18 protein-coding genes, 1 tRNA gene and 1 pseudogene are annotated in these 18,060 nt (G+C 63.1%); 6 read left to right on the top strand and 14 right to left on the bottom strand.

The annotated features are described in order from the left end of the window. The first annotated feature begins 182 nt into the window (after window positions 1-182). Window positions 183-455 carry a Smr/MutS family protein gene (locus tag CUT39_RS10740; protein WP_100446377.1) on the top strand — a complete coding sequence of 91 codons (273 nt, stop codon included), beginning with the start codon at window positions 183-185 and terminating at the stop codon, window positions 453-455. 33 nt (window positions 456-488) lie between these two features. Here CUT39_RS10740 and CUT39_RS10735 read toward each other — a convergent pair whose 3' ends face one another. Then, window positions 489-746 carry a helix-turn-helix domain-containing protein gene (locus tag CUT39_RS10735; protein WP_100446375.1) on the bottom strand — a complete coding sequence of 86 codons (258 nt, stop codon included), beginning with the start codon at window positions 744-746 and terminating at the stop codon, window positions 489-491. A gap of 196 nt (window positions 747-942) precedes the next feature. After that, a complete protein-coding gene (locus CUT39_RS10730) occupies window positions 943-3,024 on the bottom strand; it encodes a PhoX family protein (RefSeq protein WP_100446373.1) in 2,082 nt (693 codons plus the stop codon). Between the two features lie 567 nt (window positions 3,025-3,591). Between CUT39_RS10730 and CUT39_RS20280 the strand changes: the two genes are divergently transcribed. Continuing rightward, window positions 3,592-3,981 (top strand): hypothetical protein, encoded by a 390-nt coding sequence (locus CUT39_RS20280; protein ID WP_157930603.1) that lies wholly within the window; start codon window positions 3,592-3,594, stop codon window positions 3,979-3,981. On the opposite strand, the gene CUT39_RS21790 is transcribed toward CUT39_RS20280, so the two are convergent. From CUT39_RS21790 to CUT39_RS21780, 3 genes and pseudogenes are all read right to left on the bottom strand, one after another. Further along, complete coding sequence (locus tag CUT39_RS21790) at window positions 3,916-4,227, bottom strand: integrase core domain-containing protein (RefSeq protein WP_408611136.1); 312 nt, start codon at window positions 4,225-4,227, stop codon at window positions 3,916-3,918. The genes CUT39_RS20280 and CUT39_RS21790 overlap by 66 nt on opposite strands. Next, window positions 4,154-4,816, bottom strand: a pseudogene (locus tag CUT39_RS21785) (IS3 family transposase); the annotation flags it as partial. The pseudogene CUT39_RS21785 and the gene CUT39_RS21790, both read right to left, overlap by 74 nt. Further along, the gene (locus CUT39_RS21780; protein WP_408611135.1) at window positions 4,813-5,136 is read right to left on the bottom strand and encodes a transposase; all 324 of its coding nucleotides are present in this window, start codon (window positions 5,134-5,136) and stop codon (window positions 4,813-4,815) included. The pseudogene CUT39_RS21785 and the gene CUT39_RS21780, both read right to left, overlap by 4 nt. A 12-nt stretch (window positions 5,137-5,148) precedes the next feature. On the opposite strand from CUT39_RS21780, the gene CUT39_RS10720 reads away from it, so the two are divergent. Beyond that, window positions 5,149-5,769: a hypothetical protein gene (locus CUT39_RS10720; protein WP_100446371.1), complete on the top strand. Its 621-nt coding sequence runs from the start codon at window positions 5,149-5,151 to the stop codon at window positions 5,767-5,769. A gap of 331 nt (window positions 5,770-6,100) precedes the next feature. Further along, complete coding sequence (locus CUT39_RS20275) at window positions 6,101-7,420, top strand: HEPN/Toprim-associated domain-containing protein (RefSeq protein ID WP_157930602.1); 1,320 nt, start codon at window positions 6,101-6,103, stop codon at window positions 7,418-7,420. Between the two features lie 25 nt (window positions 7,421-7,445). Here CUT39_RS20275 and CUT39_RS20270 read toward each other — a convergent pair whose 3' ends face one another. Together CUT39_RS20270 and CUT39_RS10715 are read right to left on the bottom strand one after the other, a co-directional pair. Next, window positions 7,446-7,931: a hypothetical protein gene (locus tag CUT39_RS20270; protein ID WP_157930601.1), complete on the bottom strand. Its 486-nt coding sequence runs from the start codon at window positions 7,929-7,931 to the stop codon at window positions 7,446-7,448. After that, window positions 7,928-8,758: an AbiV family abortive infection protein gene (locus CUT39_RS10715; protein WP_100447070.1), complete on the bottom strand. Its 831-nt coding sequence runs from the start codon at window positions 8,756-8,758 to the stop codon at window positions 7,928-7,930. The genes CUT39_RS20270 and CUT39_RS10715 overlap by 4 nt, the downstream gene beginning before the upstream one ends. 191 nt (window positions 8,759-8,949) lie before the next feature. On the opposite strand from CUT39_RS10715, the gene CUT39_RS10710 reads away from it, so the two are divergent. Beyond that, a complete protein-coding gene (locus CUT39_RS10710) occupies window positions 8,950-9,885 on the top strand; it encodes a transposase family protein (RefSeq protein WP_198587054.1) in 936 nt (311 codons plus the stop codon). Window positions 9,886-9,939: 54 nt separating this feature from the next. Here CUT39_RS10710 and CUT39_RS10705 read toward each other — a convergent pair whose 3' ends face one another. Beyond that, a complete protein-coding gene (locus CUT39_RS10705) occupies window positions 9,940-12,228 on the bottom strand; it encodes an nSTAND3 domain-containing NTPase (RefSeq protein ID WP_198587053.1) in 2,289 nt (762 codons plus the stop codon). Between the two features lie 221 nt (window positions 12,229-12,449). Here CUT39_RS10705 and CUT39_RS10700 point away from each other — a divergent pair, with 221 nt between their 5' ends. Continuing rightward, complete coding sequence (locus CUT39_RS10700; protein WP_157930600.1) at window positions 12,450-13,556, top strand: PIN domain-containing protein; 1,107 nt, start codon at window positions 12,450-12,452, stop codon at window positions 13,554-13,556. Window positions 13,557-13,738: 182 nt separating this feature from the next. Here the strand turns inward: CUT39_RS10700 and CUT39_RS10695 are convergent. From CUT39_RS10695 to CUT39_RS10670, 6 genes are all read right to left on the bottom strand, one after another. Then, window positions 13,739-13,815, bottom strand: a tRNA-Met gene (locus CUT39_RS10695). A gap of 151 nt (window positions 13,816-13,966) precedes the next feature. After that, the gene (gene era / locus CUT39_RS10690; RefSeq protein ID WP_100446365.1) at window positions 13,967-14,866 is read right to left on the bottom strand and encodes a GTPase Era; all 900 of its coding nucleotides are present in this window, start codon (window positions 14,864-14,866) and stop codon (window positions 13,967-13,969) included. After that, a complete protein-coding gene (locus CUT39_RS10685; RefSeq protein ID WP_100446363.1) occupies window positions 14,859-15,197 on the bottom strand; it encodes a cytidine deaminase in 339 nt (112 codons plus the stop codon). The genes era and CUT39_RS10685 overlap by 8 nt, the downstream gene beginning before the upstream one ends. Then, the gene (locus tag CUT39_RS10680; protein WP_100446361.1) at window positions 15,190-16,503 is read right to left on the bottom strand and encodes a hemolysin family protein; all 1,314 of its coding nucleotides are present in this window, start codon (window positions 16,501-16,503) and stop codon (window positions 15,190-15,192) included. The genes CUT39_RS10685 and CUT39_RS10680 overlap by 8 nt, the downstream gene beginning before the upstream one ends. 6 nt (window positions 16,504-16,509) lie before the next feature. Further along, window positions 16,510-16,989, bottom strand: a complete 480-nt coding sequence (gene ybeY, locus CUT39_RS10675) for an rRNA maturation RNase YbeY (protein ID WP_100446359.1) — start codon at window positions 16,987-16,989, stop codon at window positions 16,510-16,512. Next, complete coding sequence (locus tag CUT39_RS10670) at window positions 16,979-18,010, bottom strand: PhoH family protein (protein WP_100446357.1); 1,032 nt, start codon at window positions 18,008-18,010, stop codon at window positions 16,979-16,981. Before CUT39_RS10670 ends, ybeY begins: the two co-directional genes overlap by 11 nt. Between the last annotated feature and the right edge of the window lie 50 nt (window positions 18,011-18,060).

Here is an 18,060-nt window from a genome sequence, read left to right as displayed (position 1 = left end):
GTACGGCCGGGACGAATGGCGTCCCCTGGCGGTGCGCAGGGCCGTCGCCCGTTCCGAACGCTGGAGCGCTCGGTGCGTCGCCGGTGTGCAAGGATATCAGCGCGCGTCTCGCCCCCCACCGAGACGAGACGCATCTATCTCGAACCGGACCTGCGCCGGGCGCCGGCGGGCTGGGAGGCGGTATGGCGAAACTCGTACTGGACCTGCACGACATCTACAACCGGAGCGGCGAGATCGACCGGGCCCTGCGCGAGGTGATCGACGAGGCGATCGCCAAGCGGATCGACGTGGTCGAGATCATTCCCGGCAAGGGCTCGGGCCAGTTGAAGAAGCGGGTGCTGCGGTTCTTGCAGCAGAAGGAGATCAAGGCGCTGTACCACCGGATCGACAAGGACTCCAAGAACTTCGGGCGCCTGTTCGTCCACTTCAAGCACAAGCGCGGCCAGAAGAAGTGAGATCGTGCCGCCGCTGCGCGGCGGCACGCTCGATCACTCCGGCCGTTCGGGCTCGGCGCCCAGGACCTCCAGCAGCCGCAGCACCGGCACCCGGTAGCTGTGGCCGATCCGGAGGACCTGCACGGGGAAGTCCCCCTCCTTGGCGAGCCGGTAAGCCACCGTCCTGCCGATGCCCAGGATCTGCGCGGCCGTCTCGACATTGGTCATGACCCCGAGCGCCTTGACGCGCTCGACGGTCCAGACTTCATCAGTGCCGACACTCGAAGGCCCCACCTTCGCATCCAGTGTCATCTTCTTCCTTTCCTCGCGGCTCGGGCCGGCACAGGGGGCGCCGGCGCACTGCCGTCAAGGACTAGTCGACCCCATCTGTCACGCAGAGTCCAGTACGGGCGGTAGATTTTCACTCGCACGGTGACCGCATGGTGACGTTCGGGCGCTTGAGGGGCGGCCGGTGGTCGGCCGCCCCTCAAGCCTCATCGGAGGAATGTCAGGAGCCGATGCGCCGCCGGCCGTCGCGGGTCACGTTGACCACCGAGGGACGCGGGACGGAGCCGGGACCGTCGGGCCACACCGAGGCCGGGTCCTCGAACGTGGAGCCGTCGACCTCGCCGGGGTGCTGGACCGCGACCAGGACGTGGCGGTCCTGGATGACCGGCCCGCAGGTCTCGGCGCCGACCGGCACGGTCAGGAACTGCTTGACCTGGCCGCGGTTCGCCCAGTCGAGGGCGACGCCGAACAGGCCGTCGTTGGAGCCCAGCGAGTTGCCGTCGGTGGAGATCCACAGGTTGCCCTTGGGGTCGAACGCGACGTTGTCCGGGCAGGAGATGGGGCTGACCTGGTCCTTGGGGAATCCGCCGTAGTACGAATCGGAGTCGGCCGGGTCGCCGCACACCAGCAGCAGGTTCCAGTTGAAGGACGCCGCGGTCGGGTCGTTCCACTGCTCGGTGACCTCGACGACCTGGCCGTGCCGGTTGGCATTGCGCGGGTTCGCCTCGTCGGCGCCCGCGCGGCCCGCGGCACCGCGCTGGGAGTTGTTGGTCAGGGCGATGTAGACCTTGCCGGTGTGCGGGTTCGGCTCGACGTCCTCGGGGCGGTCCATCTTGGTCGCGCCGACCTTGTCGGCGGCCAGGCGGGTGAAGACGTAGACCTCTTCGGCGCTCATGCCCTCGACGAACGACTCTTGGCCGCTGGCCAGCGCGATCCATTCGCCCGTGCCGTCGAATTCGCCGTCGGAGGGCAGCGTCCCGGAGCCGTCGATCTCCTCGGCCGGGCTGTCGCCGGTGAAGGTCGCGACGTAGAGGGTGCCCTCCTCCAGCAGTTTCCGGTTGTGCCGCCGGGCCCACTTGCTGTGGCCCTTCTTCATCTTGCGGCTGGAGATGAACTTGTAGAAGTAGTCGAACCGCTCGTCGTCGCCCATGTAGGCGACGACGGTGCCGTCGCGGGTGACGCGCAGGTTGGCGGCCTCGTGCTTGAACCGGCCCAGCGCGGTGTGCTTGCGGGGCGTCGATTCGGGGTCGTAGGGGTCGACCTCGACGATGTAGCCGAAGCGGTTGATCTCGTTGGGTTCGGCGGTGACGTCGAAGCGGGAGTCGAACCGTTCCCACTTGCGCCGGGAGGCGCCGGTGGGCGTGCCGTAGCGGTCGAGCCGCTCCCGGGCCTGGGGGTCGGTGACCTCGCCGGCGTTGGCGAAGTACTGGTGGAAGTTCTCCTCGGCGGTCAGGACCGTCCCCCACGGGGTGGTGCCGCCGCCGCAGTTGTTGAAGGTGCCGAGCGCGGCGGTGCCGGTGGGGTCGGCGGCGGTCTGGAGCAGGTCGCTGCCGGCGGCGGGTCCGGTGAGTTCGAACTCGGAGGAGGCGGTGAAGCGGCGGTTCAGGCCGTGGCCGACGATCGGGGTGAGTTCGCCGGAGCGGTGGTCCTCCTCGAGGGCGACCACGGACAGGCCGTGGGCGGCCCAGGCGATCTCGACCTGTTCGCGGGTGGGCTTGTCGGGGTCGTAGCCGGCGAACATGAGCTGCTCGTCGGTGTACTCGTGGTTGGCGAACAGCACCTTCTTGTGCCAGGCCCACGGGTGGTCGAGCAGCGCCAGGTAGTCGCAGTTGTAGCCGAACTGTCCGGCCTGGGCTTCGGCGGTGAGGTCGTCGGCGTCGAACTCGGGGGCGCCTTCCAGGATCGGGTCGCCCCAGCGGATCACGACCTGGCTGTCGTAACCGGAGGGGACGACGACCTCGTCGGCGGTGTTGGGGTCGACCGGGTCGAAGTCCAGGCCGCGGGGAGTCCAGCCCCAACGGGCCGTTCCGGGGGCGGTGTCGGACGGGGAGGCCGCTGCGGGCGCGGCGGCGGTTCCGGCGGCGCCGATGGCGACCGAGGCGACCGCGCCGGCGCGGAACAGGGAGCGCCGCGATACGGCCCCGGCGATCAGGTCGCCGAGGTAGGCGTTGTCGGAGCGGTTCGGGGCGGGGTGGCTGCAGGCGTTGCCGCATCGGTACTCGCAGGTCATGGCCGAGCGCCCACCCGGATGGGAGGTGAGCAGCGGCAGTCGGTGCCCGGCGGTGGAGGATCTGGGGCTCATAGCGGCTCCAATGGCAGTACGGCACGTACCAGCTTCACCGGTCCACGGTGAACTGACCGTTGAATCTTCAATCTCGCTTCCGGACGCTATGTCCCCGGCGGGTGCGATTCCACCAACAAGCAGTGAAGAAGCGGGGAACGGCTGACGGCCGTGACGGGAATCGAACGTGGAGACGCCGGGGCACCAACGGAGGCAACGAGGTCGGGCCGCTCATCGGTAGTGGTCGTGCAGGCCGATGAGGCTCTTGTCCACTGTGCCTCCAACTTATAGAACTACGGTTTATAAAAGCGTAGTTCTACAAGTTCGGCCCGAGTGGGCACGAAAAAAGCCCGGGCCGAATGGCCCGGGCGTTGGTAGCGGGAGCAGGATTTGAACCTACGACCTCCAGGTTATGAGCCCGGTCCTGTCGGAACTACAGGGACCCTTGTGACCAGCGAAATGCCGAACTAACTTCCATCCTGACCTGCGAGAACGATTCCCGGAATCATACCGGTGCGTGCCTGCAGGTACCGCTCGAGCGCGGTTCATCAGAGCAACGAACCAGCAACGAGAACAGGACGGGAATCCATGGGTTATTCGCTCAAGCGCTACAACTCCGATGGCGAGCGACGGTGGACCGCAGTGTACTTCGATCGGCGGGGAGACCGGAGGTCCGCTGGAACCTTCTCGACGAAGAAGCAGGCCGACAAAAAGTGGAAGGCTGCGGAGGCCGAGGTCGACGCCCAGCGCGGCGACCACCTCGTTCGCGGCCAGGTCTCATTCAGGCAGTACGTCGAGGAGATCTGGCTGCCGAACATCACTGTCGAGGTCAAAACCCGGGAAGTCTACACGTATCAGCTCTACGCGCACGTCATGGACTTGGGAGTTTCCCCTCAGATGGGGACACCGAATCTAGACGGTTGTTGGGACTGTAGCGAGGCGCTGTTCGTACTCGACCGGGGAGTCGTAGCCGAGTGACGAGTGCCGCCTGCGGTGGTTGAACCAGTTGAGGTAGGAGAACACTTCCAGCCGGGCGGTGTCGGCGTCGGTGAACCTGCCGCCGGTGCCGAGCAGTTCGCGTTTGAGCGAGGCGTGGAAGGACTCAGCGAGTGCGTTGTCGGCGCTGGTGCCGACTTTCCCGCGCGGATTGCAGGAGGCCGTGCCGCTCGCAGTACTGTCTGAACAGGAGCGAGGTGTACTGGCTGCCGTTGTCCGAGTGCGCAATGGCGCCTGCCAGCGTGCCGCGGGTGCCCCTGGCGGCCTCGAACGCGTCGGCCACGACCTCGGCTCGCATGTGGTCGGTGATCGTCCAGCCGGCGACCCTGCGGCTGGCCAGATCGATCACCGAGGTCAAATACAGGAACGTGCCGTCGGCCAGCGGCAGGTAGGTCAGGTCCGAGACGTACTTCTGGCCGACGGCCTCGGCGGTGAAGGTCCGTCCGAGCCGGTCGGGCACCGCCGGCGCCTCGGGGTCGGGCACGGTGGTGATCGGCCGCTTCGGGCGCCACGAGCGGCCCTCGATCCCGCCCTCACGCATCAGCCGGGCCACGCGCTTCTCATTGACCAGCACCCCCGCTCGCCGCAGATCGGCGGTGATCCGCGGCGAGCCGTAGGACTCCCCGGAGTCCTTCCAGGCGGCCGTGATCTGTTCGAACACGGCCGCGTCGGAGGCCTTGCGGGCACGGCGGGCCTCCTTGGTGCCCTTCCACTGGTAGTACTTCGAGCGCGTCAGCCCCAGCGCGGCACACAGGCGGGTGACCGCCCAGCCTTCGGCCTGGTGGGCATCGGCGACGAACTGATAACGCTCGCTCAGTCCGTCGCGCGGAGAAGAACCGCCGACGCCTTGCGCAGGATGTCGCGCTCCTCGCGCAGGCGGGCGACTTCGGCTTTCAGGCGACGGTTCTCTGCTTCGATCACAGCCTGGGAGGCTACATCGAGCGTCGGATTCGAGCTCTGCCCAGCGGCATCGGCCGTGAGTTTGCCCGCACTGGCCTTGCGCACCCAGTTCTTGAGCGTGTTCGGCGAGATACCCAACGCCTGCGCGGTCGTGACATACGACGAATCAGGGTCGTTCACGTACAAACGGACCGCATCGGCCTTGAACTCATCGGTGTACTTGCTGCCTGAGGTCACCTTGATCGCTCCTTGCAGCCGAGCCTACCGGCCCGGCGATCAGGGTGTCCCCATCAAGGGGGGAGGCTCCCGCTCCCCTGGGCCATCGCACCCGCTGTCCTCCACCACAGCGACGCCGTCCCCACCGCACTCCGCGACTACCTCGACCACGTCGCAGGCGCTTTCAGTGCCCGCGTCGACCACCTCACCGACATAGCCGTCACCGAACGACCTGCCTGGACCGAAGCCTTCGGCGAGGCCCCAACCGACGAAGCGACCTACGACCGCTGGCGCACCGCCATCGCCATCGCCGCCGCGCACCGCGACCAGATGCGCACCAACACCGACGACCCCGTACACCCCTTCGGCCCCTACCCCGAAGAAGGCCGCGCAGGACACCACTCATGGTGGGCCGCAGCAAGCGCAGCTCTCACTATTGACAGCACCGAGGCGTTCACAGGCACCATCGGCCTCGCCAACACGGCAGCACAACAGCTCGCGATCACCATCGCCCACGACACCTATGTGGCGCTTCCGGATCTTGACCGAGCCGCAGTCGATGACGCCCTCGCATCCGCCTGGGGGACAGCCTGGCAAATCGTCTCCCGCGATCCCTCAACGGCAGCGACGCAGGGCCCCTGGCCGCTGACCTGATCCGTGAGCTCTCCAACTGCGGACTGTTGGCGCCCGAGCTCGCAGCGGACCTTCACATCATCGCCCTGGATCTAGAGAGCCTCGGTCACGCCGAGATCAAAGGTCATGCGGAGCATCATCTGCACCTCGGGGAGAGTATGGGGGCCGGAAGGAACCGGGCTCTCTGCCAGTCCGGGTAGATCGATACGTCGCTGAAAGTCGAAGGCTCACTAACTTGACCTTCCTACCGATCCAGGTCGGGCCGGACCTAAGGGTATTTCCTCTTTGATTGGGCAGAAGATGGCGTCTACTCTAGTTGGAGTTCGCCCACCAGATCACAAGAGAGTCATGAATGGGACACTATAACGGAATTTATGTCAATAGGCGACTCGTACACCACATCCGCAACTGGCCAGTCCCGCCCGTCGGCCTTGAGTATCTGTTTGTCGACAGTCCGGTCAAGGTATTGACCGGCTCGCAGGCGCGCTGGTATGCGACATATTGGCGCGTAGCTTCACACGAGCAACCTGATCCTGACGAGGAAGTCTATGTGGTTCAGATTCAGGCGCGAGAACTGCGGGATCGACTCGATGCAATGGGTATTGGCAAAGATGCGGTCAAGGATGCCTACTTGCTTCACGTGAACTCGGACGTAGAATCCCAAAGAAATATCGCTGGATACATCCGTCAGATGGAAAGCAACTCTGACCGAGAGGAAATGCTCGCCGAAGTCGATTCGAGAATTGACACACTTCTCAATGAAAAATTTGAAGATTGGTGGAATGATATCCAAGGAACCATTTCAGGAGGACCCGTCAGGTACCATCTGAAGTATGATGATGCCTATATTTGGCCTTTTGATGAGTACGCGGATATTCGAGTGGTACTAAGGGCGATCGTAGCACACGTGCCAGATGGCAAGATAATCACCATAGACCTTACCGAGGATGGCGGAGGGTGCTGCCTCGCACGAAATAAGGAAGAGATATGGGATGACCCCACAAGTTGGGATCTCGGCCTTGAACCCACAATTGTACTTACGGAAGGAACGTTTGATGCCGAAGTACTGAATGATGGAATTCGCATCGTCAAACCGCACTTGGCGCCTTACATCAGATTTTTTGAGCACGCCGTGGGCGTGGAAGGAGGAGCAGGAAGTGTTGTAAGGAACCTGAAGAGCTTTACTGCAGCCGGAATAAGGAATCGAGTCATTGCCCTGCTTGACAATGACAGCGCAGCCTACGAGGCCGTATCAGGCTTGAGAGGTTTCAAGCTTCCCTCCCACTTCGCGGTTACGCACTATCCGGACATTCAATTGGCTAGGAATTATCCAACCGTTGGGCCTCAAGGTACCGCTAAGATGAATGTGAACGGACTAGCTGGGTCAATAGAGCTGTATCTGGGAACGGATGTTCTCTCCGGGGCGGACGGACTTCATCCGGTGCATTGGAAAGGACGACTGCCTGGCATCAGCCGATACCAAGGCGAGGTAGCGGACAAATCCAATATTCAGAAGAGGTTCAAGGCGAAGGTTCGTGCACTCCAGTCTGATCCGTCATTGAGGGGCAGCCAGGATTGGTCGGGAATCGATGCAATACTATCCTCGCTCCTGAAGACGCTTAGCGCTCTGCCTGGGGCCGGAAAAGTGCATAGCAGCAACCTTTTCGTATAGGAATCGCGACCAGTCGAACCCTGCGCTACGCTAGGGGAACGCCGCTTCTCGCATAAATCCGTCGCCCGTCCCCGAGTTCAACCCATGGGCGCATCTGCCTGAATGGGAGGTTGCGCTTCGCGTGCGCTTCTCGCAACTGTCCGACTGGAACCGTCACCTGAACTGGGCGGCCCCCTGGCTCAAGCACGGCTGGCAGCTGCGTGGAGATCACATGCGGATCGAGCACGAACAAATTGATGCCCTTCTTTGGTCGCCCCATGCTGACACCGTAGTTCAGTACAGTCACGGACGCGCCGCCTCGATTGAACACGTTTATCGCCACCTGATCGTCATCATGGAACTCAGGGGCATAGGGCGGTCCGTAAACTGGGATCAGATTTGACAGCTTGATAGAGATCAGTCGGCCGAAGCGCTGGTGCACCCGAATCTGCCAGACAGCTGAGACAACCCCTGTCAGCGCGCCAATAGTTCCAGCCAATGCACCGATCACCGCCAAAGTATCAGTACTCACTCGCTATCCTCCTGGCCCAGTTCTTCCGCCAACGCGATGAGCTCGATGGTCTCAGCTTCGTATCCGGGCTTTCCGAAGTTGGGGAACGGGTTCTGGTCCGATCCGGGGAGGTTGAAGCGGTAAGCAGCATTGGACAAGGATTGCCCCGGCACTCCCTGCCGCAACGACTGGTGGAACTCATTCGGTGAGCCGTCAATGTTTTTGGCGTTCGCGTCAAGCCACTCCAAGCTCTCGTCGGATAGCGGAGGAAAGCCCGCTTCGCGTTCATCTTGTTGCTGGCCTTCGATGTGCTCACCTAGTCGAAGCTGCCATCCAATCTGATGAACTCGCTCGATGACTTCACGCAGGGTTGTCTTGTCATCTGCGTCCGTGGGCATCTTAACGTTTCCGAGCTTGTCAAGATCCACGTAGAAGCCTCGCAGCTTCCACCTGTCGTGGCGGCGTGCCCAGGACTTGATCGTGCCAAGCTGGGCTGCATTCCGGCCCGAGTCAGGAGGTTCTCGATCAAACCAGTACGGCTCTTCGAGCAAGAAGTAGTACACCTTGTGAAGCTTTTGCTCATGACTTGCCCACAGCTGATCCAAATCGTCGCATCTGAAGGGTTCACCCTCTGGTGCACTGACAATGGCGACTCGCCGCTCATGGATTGCGATCGCCTTGCCTGATTCCTCCAACCCCAGGACTGCCAACGATCTTGCAAGGGCCACCTGGCCCTGATCCAGGAGGGCGAGCGCCGATGTCAGGAGAGCGTTGGCGTTCTCCAGCAACGCGTCCTGCAACTGAACCACTTGTTCGGGGGTGAGGTCCGGGAGTTTTCGTATCGCCATGGTCCAACTCTGCACCAGAGCCCCGACATCTCCCCCAACGCCGGTTTCGAACTTCGCCCGAACGCCGGTTCGCCGAAGAAGAGCGAAGGAGGTAGTTCGAGGCGCTCAACGAACGCGGATAGCGGCCGTCCTAACGACCTCGTGCATGGTTGTGGTTGGCGCACAAGGCCTTCAACGTGGATCATAGGTCCATGGTGGGGACCGGAGTGCGGGATGCGATCGTTGGCGACCGGCGGATCACCGGGTTGACACCCGAGGTGATCGCCGCGATCGAGGCCGAGATCGGACCGATCTGGGAGCAGCAGCGCATCGACCGCCTGGTCTCCCGGCCGCGGAGCCGAGCCATCGGCGCCGGAGCGAAGCACCGGCTGGTCTTCATCGACCGACTCCTGGCCACCCTGGTGAACCTGCGGCACGGCGTCACCCATGACGTGCTCGCCTGCTGGTTCGGCGTCGACCGCTCCACCATCACCCGCGCTGTCGGTGAGATCCGGCCGTTACTGGCCGCTCGGGGTTGCTCCATCGCTCCTGGCGTCCGGCTGCGCACCCTCGCCGAGGTCGTCGACCACCTCGGCGCCACCGGACAGGCCGGCATCGTCGACGGCACCGAGATCCGCGTCCGCCGACCCGCGGAAGGCAGCCCAGGCCGCGACCGGTTCGTCTCCGGCAAGACCAAGCAGAACGCGGTGAAGACCATGGTCGTCACCGACACCGAGGGACGCGTGCTGTACTGCAGCCCAGCGGTGCCCGGCAGCCGCGCGGACATCACCCACGCCCGGCAGCTAGGGCTGCCGGAGCTGCTGGCCGCCGAGAACGACACGACCATGCTGGCCGATGCCGGATACCAGGGGCTCGGGACCGAATCCGGTGGACGGGTCGTGACACCACCGCACCGGAAGTTCAAGAAGCACCCGCCGGCCTGGTACGAGGCACTCCTGGCCGAGCAGCGCCATGCGCACTCGTCCCGGCGGATCCGTGTTGAGCACGGCATCGCGCATCTGAAGAACTGGCGGTCCCTCGCCCGCCACCACGGCCGCCGCGAGCCCATGACCGACATCATCGGAGCCGTCGCCGGACTGCTCTCACACCAGCAGACCGCCGCCCGCGCGACCGGTTCCTCGAGCTGAACTCAGCCGCACACAGGAGCTGTTGCGCGCCAACCACAACCATGCACGAGGTCGCTAGCTTAGATTGTCGAACATGGCATCGATTTCGATCTCTTGGTTCCGTGCAGGCTCTCGGGCCTGCTGACTGATCCCCGCCCCAAGGACTGGTTTAGAGGCAGATTCATACGCACCCACATAGTCGTATTCTTCTATATCGTATTCTTCCAAAGTCTCAATGCGCTCACGAGTAATCTCGGGGCTGAGCTGCTCAAGTACCCCCGTCGCAACTGCGGCTTCTTCAACGCCATCAATCCATTCCATGTCAGCATGGATTGAACTACGATTGTCGTTCAGAGCATCCAGATCGGCTTGCAACGCCGAAAGGGCTGCTTCCCGTACAAGTTCCTGAGGATCAGTGAATTGCCCCAAGAAGCTTTCGTGCTGCTCGACGAAATTCGCAAAGTCCATCAATCTGTCAGATTGGATTACTTCATGACCCCAGGCTTTTAGGAGTTTCGGAATCAAGGTTGGCATTATAAGCTCGAACGTCTCTGGATCTCGAATCACCATATAGGCCATGCCCTCAAGAGTCTCTTCAAGGAGTTGATAGTCGCAGCGCTCAGCGAGGTCAAAGGCGATCTGAACAAGGTCAGGCAGCTCAGTTGGCATGTGGAATGAGGCGTGTCCAAGCAAGTGCACTAGTGGCTTCATGATAGGGAATGCGAGTCGTCCTTCTTCGATTCGCGATGCAGGATCGCTATCGTGGATTATTTTCCGCACCGAGTCCGCGACCATACGTTGGTTTGATCTAATTGCTGAAGCAATGCCGGGAAATTTCGTGCCGCCGCTCACAACAGCACTGGCGTAGTCAAGTAGAGTAGCAATTTGACTTAGTTCCGTGGCACCTTGGATGAGCTGTACTACGTACTCTGTTTCCCCATCAAGAAACGCAAGAATATAGTCTCGAACACTGGGATCAGCATACGCGATTGTCGGGACTGTATGACGCGGCCGATGCTGAATCGACACAAAGGTCCCTTCCAGCGGCTTCAGAGCATGGTTGTACTGGATTGGCGTCAGATCCGCAGCGCACAGTTTTCGCAGGATCTCCGGTCGAACTCCTTCGACGGGAAATGAGGAGATTGTGATTACGATTTTCTGCGCCGCCGAAGAGAGAACTGTCTCAAACATTGTTCCCCAGAGCTCGATTGGCCTATCTAGCGCGGTACGGATCGCGTCATCCAGCTCTCTTGCAGACGAAACTCTCCTTCGGATCACTTGCTCAATGATTCTCGGAGAGTAGTTCGGATGATAAATCACTTCATGGTATCGCCTATCGGCAACGTACTCGCGTATAACTTCGCGGTCTTGCACTGAGTAGTACAGATGATTATAGAGAATTTGCGCACGCTCAAATGGTCCATAATCTGCCAGTTTCACAATATATTGACTCGGGTTGAATTCGGCGCGTCGGACTTCCTCGCTAATAAGTTTCGCCTGATTAAGAATCTGCGTCCGGGTTGTCATCACCAGACGGTTGCTAGGGTCTCGTTCCAAACTGCGCATGAATCGGGTAATTTGAGAATCGCTAGCTCTACTACGCTCACTCAAGTCGGTCTGACCTAGAAAGTCGTCGAAAAAGAATATCTGTTGCCTGCCCCGAACGGTACTATCCCAGGCTTCTTTAATATCTGACAATTGTATAACTTGCCAGCCTTCATACCAGTGTGAGAGCAGCAGCATTTCCGCTAGCATGGTCTTTCCGACACCTGGAGCTCCCGTGAGTACAACTACCCCCTGCGAGTTGAGAACATCCCTTGCTTGATCAAACCCTGCGTTCGCTACATAGAGCTGGACCCGGTCACGGATATCTTCGAGGAGAGCTTCATTCCGCTCCCATAGCCCAGCCTGAACTATTCTCCTCAAAACGGTATCGGATGCTAGCCACAGTTTAAAATTCCGTTCCTCGATCTTCGCGTGTCGACCTAGCAATTCATTTAGGTCAAGCCGCGACAAGAGATCGTGAGAATCCATTAGATATGGCCTCAGCTCGCCACACAAGGTGTCCTTTTGAGTCTTGCTGAGATTCTGAGAAGTAACAAATATATACCGATCTGGGTTTTCGGTTTCGAGCTTGAACCGTTCACTCTTCGCAGCCTTGAGGAGATCCCCGAATGTCGACCCTGCATAGTGCTTACATTGAATTACGAGGCTGCCATCACTGGTTTGCCCTCGGAGATCAACACCTCCGTCGCGACCATGCCCGAAAGCCTCAAGACGCCAGCCATGCTCGGCATTCAGCAAGTCGCGTACGAGCAGCTCAAAGTCTGCAGGAGACAGTGTCTTAAAATCATAATCGGGCATAGTGCTCCTGGTTTGCTGGATGTTGCGCTTGGGTTCTTCGGCCGTCGCGATCAAGCGGTTGGGTTCGGTCGAATGATTTTACCTCCCAGCACCCGGGCAGCGGAATCGCTACAACATCGTTATCTACGAGCGAATGACGTACTACGACGTTGCACTTGAGGATTCAGTCCGCGCCCCCTGCGCTGCTCTTATGGATCACCGTGGGCGATAGACTGGGTGCCATGCACAGAATCGTCTTTGATACGAATCAGCTCATCGATGGGCATCTGTTCATGCCAGAGATGACGCTGCTGCGGGCGGTCGCCGCGGAGCGACGCATCCGTCTGGCGATCCCAGAGATCGTAATGACGGAGCTGACGAGTTCCTACCGACGCAAGATCGAGAAGCTTCTCGAGCGAGCACTCGACACGACGCAGCCAGAGGACCAGCAAACATCGGCGCGGATGCGACTCACGCGGGAGGTGGCGACCTGGACAGGGTGCATCGAGTTCCTGCGCACCGGCGAACCTCGCTACGCACCTTCGATCTCATCGGCGGTCAAGCAGTACGAGGAGGGTGTACGGCGTGTCATCCAAGAGGTGCTGCCAGCCCCGGAAGACGCTGAGAAAGAGGCAATGCACCGCGAGGCCAGTCGGATTCGGCCGGCACTGGCTGGCGCGCAGGGCGTCAGGGGCGGACGCGACGTCGTAGCCTGGCTGTCCTTCCTGAACGCCGCGGAGCAGTCACAGAACCCCATTTTCGTCTCCGCTGACAAGGGTTTCCAAGGCGATGACGGCCGGTTGCACCCGGATCTTCTCCGAGAGGCACATGTCCGCCACGTCGGACATATGAAGTACTTCTCCACGAACGAGGAACTCATTGCCTGGATAGCCAACCCAAAAGTCGAGGCCCCTCTCGAGCTCGATCGAGCCCTGCAAAGCGGGGTTTTCCGTTCTGCCCTGGAACGTAACCTGCAAGCTGACGGCCGAACGCGTCTGGACCTCGCCGACTGGTTCAAGGGAATGCCTGGGTTGGGACTCCCCACTCTCAAGGCTTGGTCGATCATCCCTGAACCCCGGAAGACCATTCCAGTCAAGGCGGCCAGGATCGATAACCAGGTATTTGCGGCAACAGCCAAGATCCTCAAGATCCAGGTCGAGTACACACCGCATGACCGGAACCTGGGTGTGCAACCAGCACAAGAGGCCACCTACACCCAGCCAGCTGCGATGCTGTTCGCCTACCAAGATGACAAGCTAGTGCGAGCTGAGCTCTTTCCCGCTGGGCACATCATTCCCGCAGACCTCGACGCTCCAAGCGTCCACGGCTCCGCATCTACACTCGAATAGGGATCGTGTTTTCGTTGCACCGGAGGACGATAGCTATTTTAGTGATACAGATCACGATGATGACTGCTGGTAATTCAGGGTTGTGCCGAGTGATCATGGTTCATCTGAGCAACGAACGAGCAACACGGATGGAAAAACCCGGCTCCCTCTGGTGAGGAAACCGGGTTTGACCTGGTATTTCTTGGTAGCGGGAGCAGGATTTGAACCTACGACCTCCAGGTTATGAGCCTGGCGAGCTACCGAGCTGCTCTATCCCGCGTCGATGTATTAAGCGTACATGATGCCGGAAACGGCGTGCAAGCGAGGGTTCGGTGAGGGCTGTCACTACTCACTTGTGCGCGTTCGTGCGCATACGGTGCGCACAAGTGCGCTGAAACAGGCGGGCCCGTTCGAGCCGCGCCGGGGCCGGATCAGAAGCCGAGGCGCTTGAGCAGCTTCGGGTCGCGCTGCCATTCCTTGGCGACCCGGACGTGCAGATCGAGGTACACGCGCCCGCCGATGAGCTCGGCGATGCCCTTGCGGGCCTTGGTGCCCACCCGCTTCAGCCGCTCGCCGCGCCTGCCGATGACGATGCCCTTCTGGCTCTGGCGCTCGACGTAGATCTCGGCCCAGATCTTCTTGCGCGGCCCGCCCTCGCTCTGCTCGTCCTCGATCTCCTCGATGACGACGGCCAGGGAGTGCGGGAGTTCGTCGCGGACGCCTTCGAGGGCGGCCTCCCGGACCAGCTCGGCCATCATGACCCGCTCGGGCTCCTCGGTGACCATCCCGTCCGGGTAGAGCTGCGGCGACTCGGGCAGGTGCCCGGCGAACACGTCCACCAGGGTCTCGAGGTTCTCCCCGGTCTTGGCCGAGACGGGCACGATGTCGGCGAAGTCGGCCAGCTCGGACACGTTCGTCAGGTGCCGGACCAGATTGTTCTTGCTCACCAGGTCGATCTTGGTGACCACGGCCACGACCTTGGCGCGCAGGTTCCGGATCTCCTCGGCGATGAACCGGTCGCCCGGTCCGGGCTTCTCGTCGGCGGGCAGGCACACCCCGATGACGTCGACCTCGGACCAGGTCTGGCGCACCTGCTCGTTGAGCCGCTCGCCCAGCAGCGTGCGGGGCCGGTGGAGGCCCGGGGTGTCGACCAGGATGAGCTGCGAGTCGGGCCGGTGCAGGATGGCGCGGACGACGTGGCGGGTCGTCTGCGGACGCTTGGAGGTGATGGCGATCTTCCGGCCCATGATCGCGTTCGTCAGCGTCGACTTGCCCGCGTTGGGACGGCCCACGAAACAGGCGAATCCGGCCCGGTAGGCGTCCTCACCCAAGACGGTTCACCTCTTTGCCGACCACCGCGTAGACGGCGAGGTCGGCGGCGATCTCGCGGGCGGCCTTGACGCCCTCGTCGTCGGCGGCGGCCCCGAAGACCACGGCGGCCTCGAGCGTGTCGGCCCCGGCGGCGAACGCCTGCGCCACGGCCGCCTGCAGCGCCGTCAAACGCAGGGAGGGCAGGTCGACCGCGGCCGAGGCGTAGGTGCGCCCGATGCCGTCGCGGACGGCCGCGCCGGTGGTCTGCTGCACCCTCCCGGCGGCCCCCCGGGCGAGGGTGACGAGCTTGGCGTCCTCGGGATCGAGGGCCTCGGCGGTCGGCTCAGACATTTACTTCGTGCCTCTCATGGTCGGTGGACGGCGCCTCGGCGCGGACGGTGTCGTCGGCCTCGGGCAGGCGGCTCACGCGCACCGTCTCGATGCGGTTGCGCCGGCCAACGGTACCCTCCGCGGTCAGCTCCAGTCCGGCCAGGACGGCCCGGTCGCCGGCGAGCGGCACCTTGCCGAGCTCGTGCGCCAGCAGCCCGGCGACGGTGTCGACGTCGATCTCGGGCAGCTCGGCGCCGAACAGCTCGGCGAGGTCGTCGATGCCGAACCGGGCGGTCACGCGCGCCGACCGGTCGTCGAGCCAGGAGACCGGCGGCAGCTCGTCGTCGTACTCGTCGGTGATCTCGCCGACGATCTCCTCGAGGATGTCCTCGATGGTCACCAGCCCGGCGGTGCCGCCGTACTCGTCGACCACCATCGCGATGTGGATGCGCGCGGTCTGCATCTCGCGCAGCAGGTCGTCGACGGGCTTGGAGTCGGGCACGAACGAGACCGACCGCATCACCTCGGCCACCGGCGGGTCGTCGGCGTCGAGGCGGGCGAGGTCCTTGAGGTAGGCGACGCCGCGCACGTCGTCGAGGTCCTCGCCGATCACCGGGATGCGGGAGAAGCCCGACCGCAGCGCGACCCGCTTCGCCTCGGAGGCCGCCTGATCGGCGGAGATCCACACCATTGCGGTGCGCGGCACCATCACCTCGCGGGCGACGGTGTCGCCGAGGGCGAAGACCGATTCGATCATGTCGCGCTCGTCGTGGTCGACCGTGCCGGAGGCCTCGGCGGCGTCGACCATCTCGCGGATCTCGATCTGGGAGGTCGCGAACGGGCCCTCGCGGAAGCCCCGGCCGGGGGTGACGGCGTTGCCGATGAGGATCAGCAGCCGCGCGAGCGGACCGAGCGCGGCGCCCAGCAGGTGGACCGGTCCGGCCGCGGCCAGGGCGATCGGGTAAGCATGCTGGCGGCCGATGGTGCGGGGCCCGACGCCGATGATCACGAACGACACGACGGTCATGATCACGGCGGTCAGGCCCACCGCGAGCCAGGAGCCGTCCCAGGTGTGGAAGGCGACCACGGCCATGACCGCGATCGAGGCGGACTCGCAGCCGACCCGCAGCAGGATGAGCAGGTTCAGGTGCTTCGGCAGGTCGTCGGTGATGCGGACGAGGGCGGCGGCGCCGCGCCGGTGCTGTTCGGCCAGTTCGGCCGACCGCGCCGGGGAGACGGCGTTGACCGCAGAGTCGACCATGGCGGCCAGCCCGGCGAGGAGGATGAGGGCGACCGCCGTGGCGAGAAGGGTGTAGTCCAAGCCCATCGGGACCTAACTCTCCGCTCCCTGCGCGGCGCGCCGTCCGGCGCGCCAGGCTTCGAGCAACCGGTTCTGCAGGCCGAACATCTCCTTGGCCTGCTCGGGTTCGGCGTGGTCGTAGCCGAGGACGTGGAGCACCCCGTGGACGGTGAGCATGTGCAGCTCGTCGGTGGTGGAGTGCCCGGCGTCCCTGGCCTGCGCCTCGGCCACGTCTGGTGAGAGGACGAGGTCGCCGAGGATCGGCGTGGTCGGCTCGGTGGAGTCCGGCCGGCTCGGCATGGCGTCGTCCATCGGGAAGGACAGCACGTCGGTGGGGCCGGTGCCGCCCATCCAGCGCTTGTTGAGCGCGGTCATGTGGTCGAGGTCGACGATCATGACCGACAGTTCGGCGAGCGGGTTGACGCCCATCTCGCCGAGGGCGAAGCGGGCGGCGTCGACGATGCCGGACTCGTCCACCGCCTGCCCGGACTCATTGGCGATCTCAATGCCCACGGCTGCCCCGCTGCCCCTTCTTCGGTTCGTCGGCTTCGGCCCGTGCGGCGTCCCACCGCTCGTAGGCGGTGACGATGTCGCTGACCAACTGGTGCCTGACGACGTCGTTCGCCGATAGGTTGGTGAAGGACACGTCGTCGACCCCGCCCAGGATCTCCCGGACCACGCGGAGGCCCGATGCGGTCCCGCGGGGCAGGTCGACCTGGGTCACGTCACCGGTGACCACCATCTTCGAACCGAACCCGAGCCGGGTCAGGAACATCTTCATCTGCTCGGCGGTCGTGTTCTGCGCCTCGTCGAGGATGATGAACGCGTCGTTCACCGTCCGGCCCCGCATGAACGCCAGCGGGGCGACCTCGATGGTGCCGGCCTCCACCAGTTTGGGGATCGAGGCGGGGTCGACCATGTCGTGGAGCGCGTCGTAGAGCGGCCGCAGGTACGGGTCGATCTTCTCGCCCAGGGTGCCGGGCAGGAAGCCGAGCCGTTCGCCGGCTTCGACGGCGGGCCGGGTCAGGATGATCCGGTTGACCTCCTTGGCCTGGAGGGCCTGCACGGCCTTGGCCATGGCCAGGTAGGTCTTGCCGGTCCCGGCCGGTCCGATGCCGAAGATCACGGTGTGCTCGTCGATCGACTCGACGTAGCGCTTCTGGCCCAGGGTCTTGGGCCGGATCGCCTTGCCGCGGCGGGAGACGATGTTGTGCGTGAGCACGTCGACCGGCCGCTCGGCGGGAGCGGTTTCGAGCATGGTCTCGGTGCGCCGGATGATGTCGGGATCGACGTTCTCGCCGTTCTCGATCAAGGCGAGCAGCTCCTTCATGAGCCGTTCGGTCGCGTGAGCCTCGCCGTTGACGCCGGTGATGGTGATGGTGTCGCCGCGGACGTGCAGGTCGACGCCCGGGCTGCGGTTCTCGATGTACCGGAGGTTCTCGTCAGCTCGGCCGAGCAGGGCCATGAGCGCCCGCTGGTCGGCGACGGTGATCGTCGAGGTGATCTGGCCGGTTTGCGTAGAGCGGTCGGTCATAGGCTTCGCCCGTACGGGCTGTTCGCCACCTGCTTCCCAATTGGAGATGA

It is taken from the genome of Glycomyces xiaoerkulensis, assembly GCF_002798405.1.
GTDB lineage: Bacteria > Actinomycetota > Actinomycetes > Mycobacteriales > Micromonosporaceae > Glycomyces > Glycomyces xiaoerkulensis.
This window is presented reverse-complemented; position numbering and strand designations above follow the sequence as displayed.

Excerpts from the sequence above, each read along its gene's own strand:
- CUT39_RS10670 (WP_100446357.1), bottom strand. The coding sequence starts at position 18,010 with ATGACCGACCGCTCTACGCAAACCGGCCAGATCACCTCGACGATCACC.
- CUT39_RS10730 (WP_100446373.1), bottom strand. The coding sequence starts at position 3,024 with ATGAGCCCCAGATCCTCCACCGCCGGGCACCGACTGCCGCTGCTCACC.
- CUT39_RS10705 (WP_198587053.1), bottom strand. The coding sequence starts at position 12,228 with ATGCCCGATTATGATTTTAAGACACTGTCTCCTGCAGACTTTGAGCTG.
- CUT39_RS10735 (WP_100446375.1), bottom strand. The coding sequence starts at position 746 with ATGACACTGGATGCGAAGGTGGGGCCTTCGAGTGTCGGCACTGATGAA.
- CUT39_RS10715 (WP_100447070.1), bottom strand. The coding sequence starts at position 8,758 with ATGGCGATACGAAAACTCCCGGACCTCACCCCCGAACAAGTGGTTCAG.
- CUT39_RS20280 (WP_157930603.1), top strand. The coding sequence starts at position 3,592 with ATGGGTTATTCGCTCAAGCGCTACAACTCCGATGGCGAGCGACGGTGG.
- CUT39_RS10710 (WP_198587054.1), top strand. The coding sequence starts at position 8,950 with ATGGTGGGGACCGGAGTGCGGGATGCGATCGTTGGCGACCGGCGGATC.
- CUT39_RS10700 (WP_157930600.1), top strand. The coding sequence starts at position 12,450 with ATGCACAGAATCGTCTTTGATACGAATCAGCTCATCGATGGGCATCTG.
- CUT39_RS10680 (WP_100446361.1), bottom strand. The coding sequence starts at position 16,503 with ATGGGCTTGGACTACACCCTTCTCGCCACGGCGGTCGCCCTCATCCTC.
- CUT39_RS10685 (WP_100446363.1), bottom strand. The coding sequence starts at position 15,197 with ATGTCTGAGCCGACCGCCGAGGCCCTCGATCCCGAGGACGCCAAGCTC.
- CUT39_RS10740 (WP_100446377.1), top strand. The coding sequence starts at position 183 with ATGGCGAAACTCGTACTGGACCTGCACGACATCTACAACCGGAGCGGC.
- CUT39_RS20275 (WP_157930602.1), top strand. The coding sequence starts at position 6,101 with ATGGGACACTATAACGGAATTTATGTCAATAGGCGACTCGTACACCAC.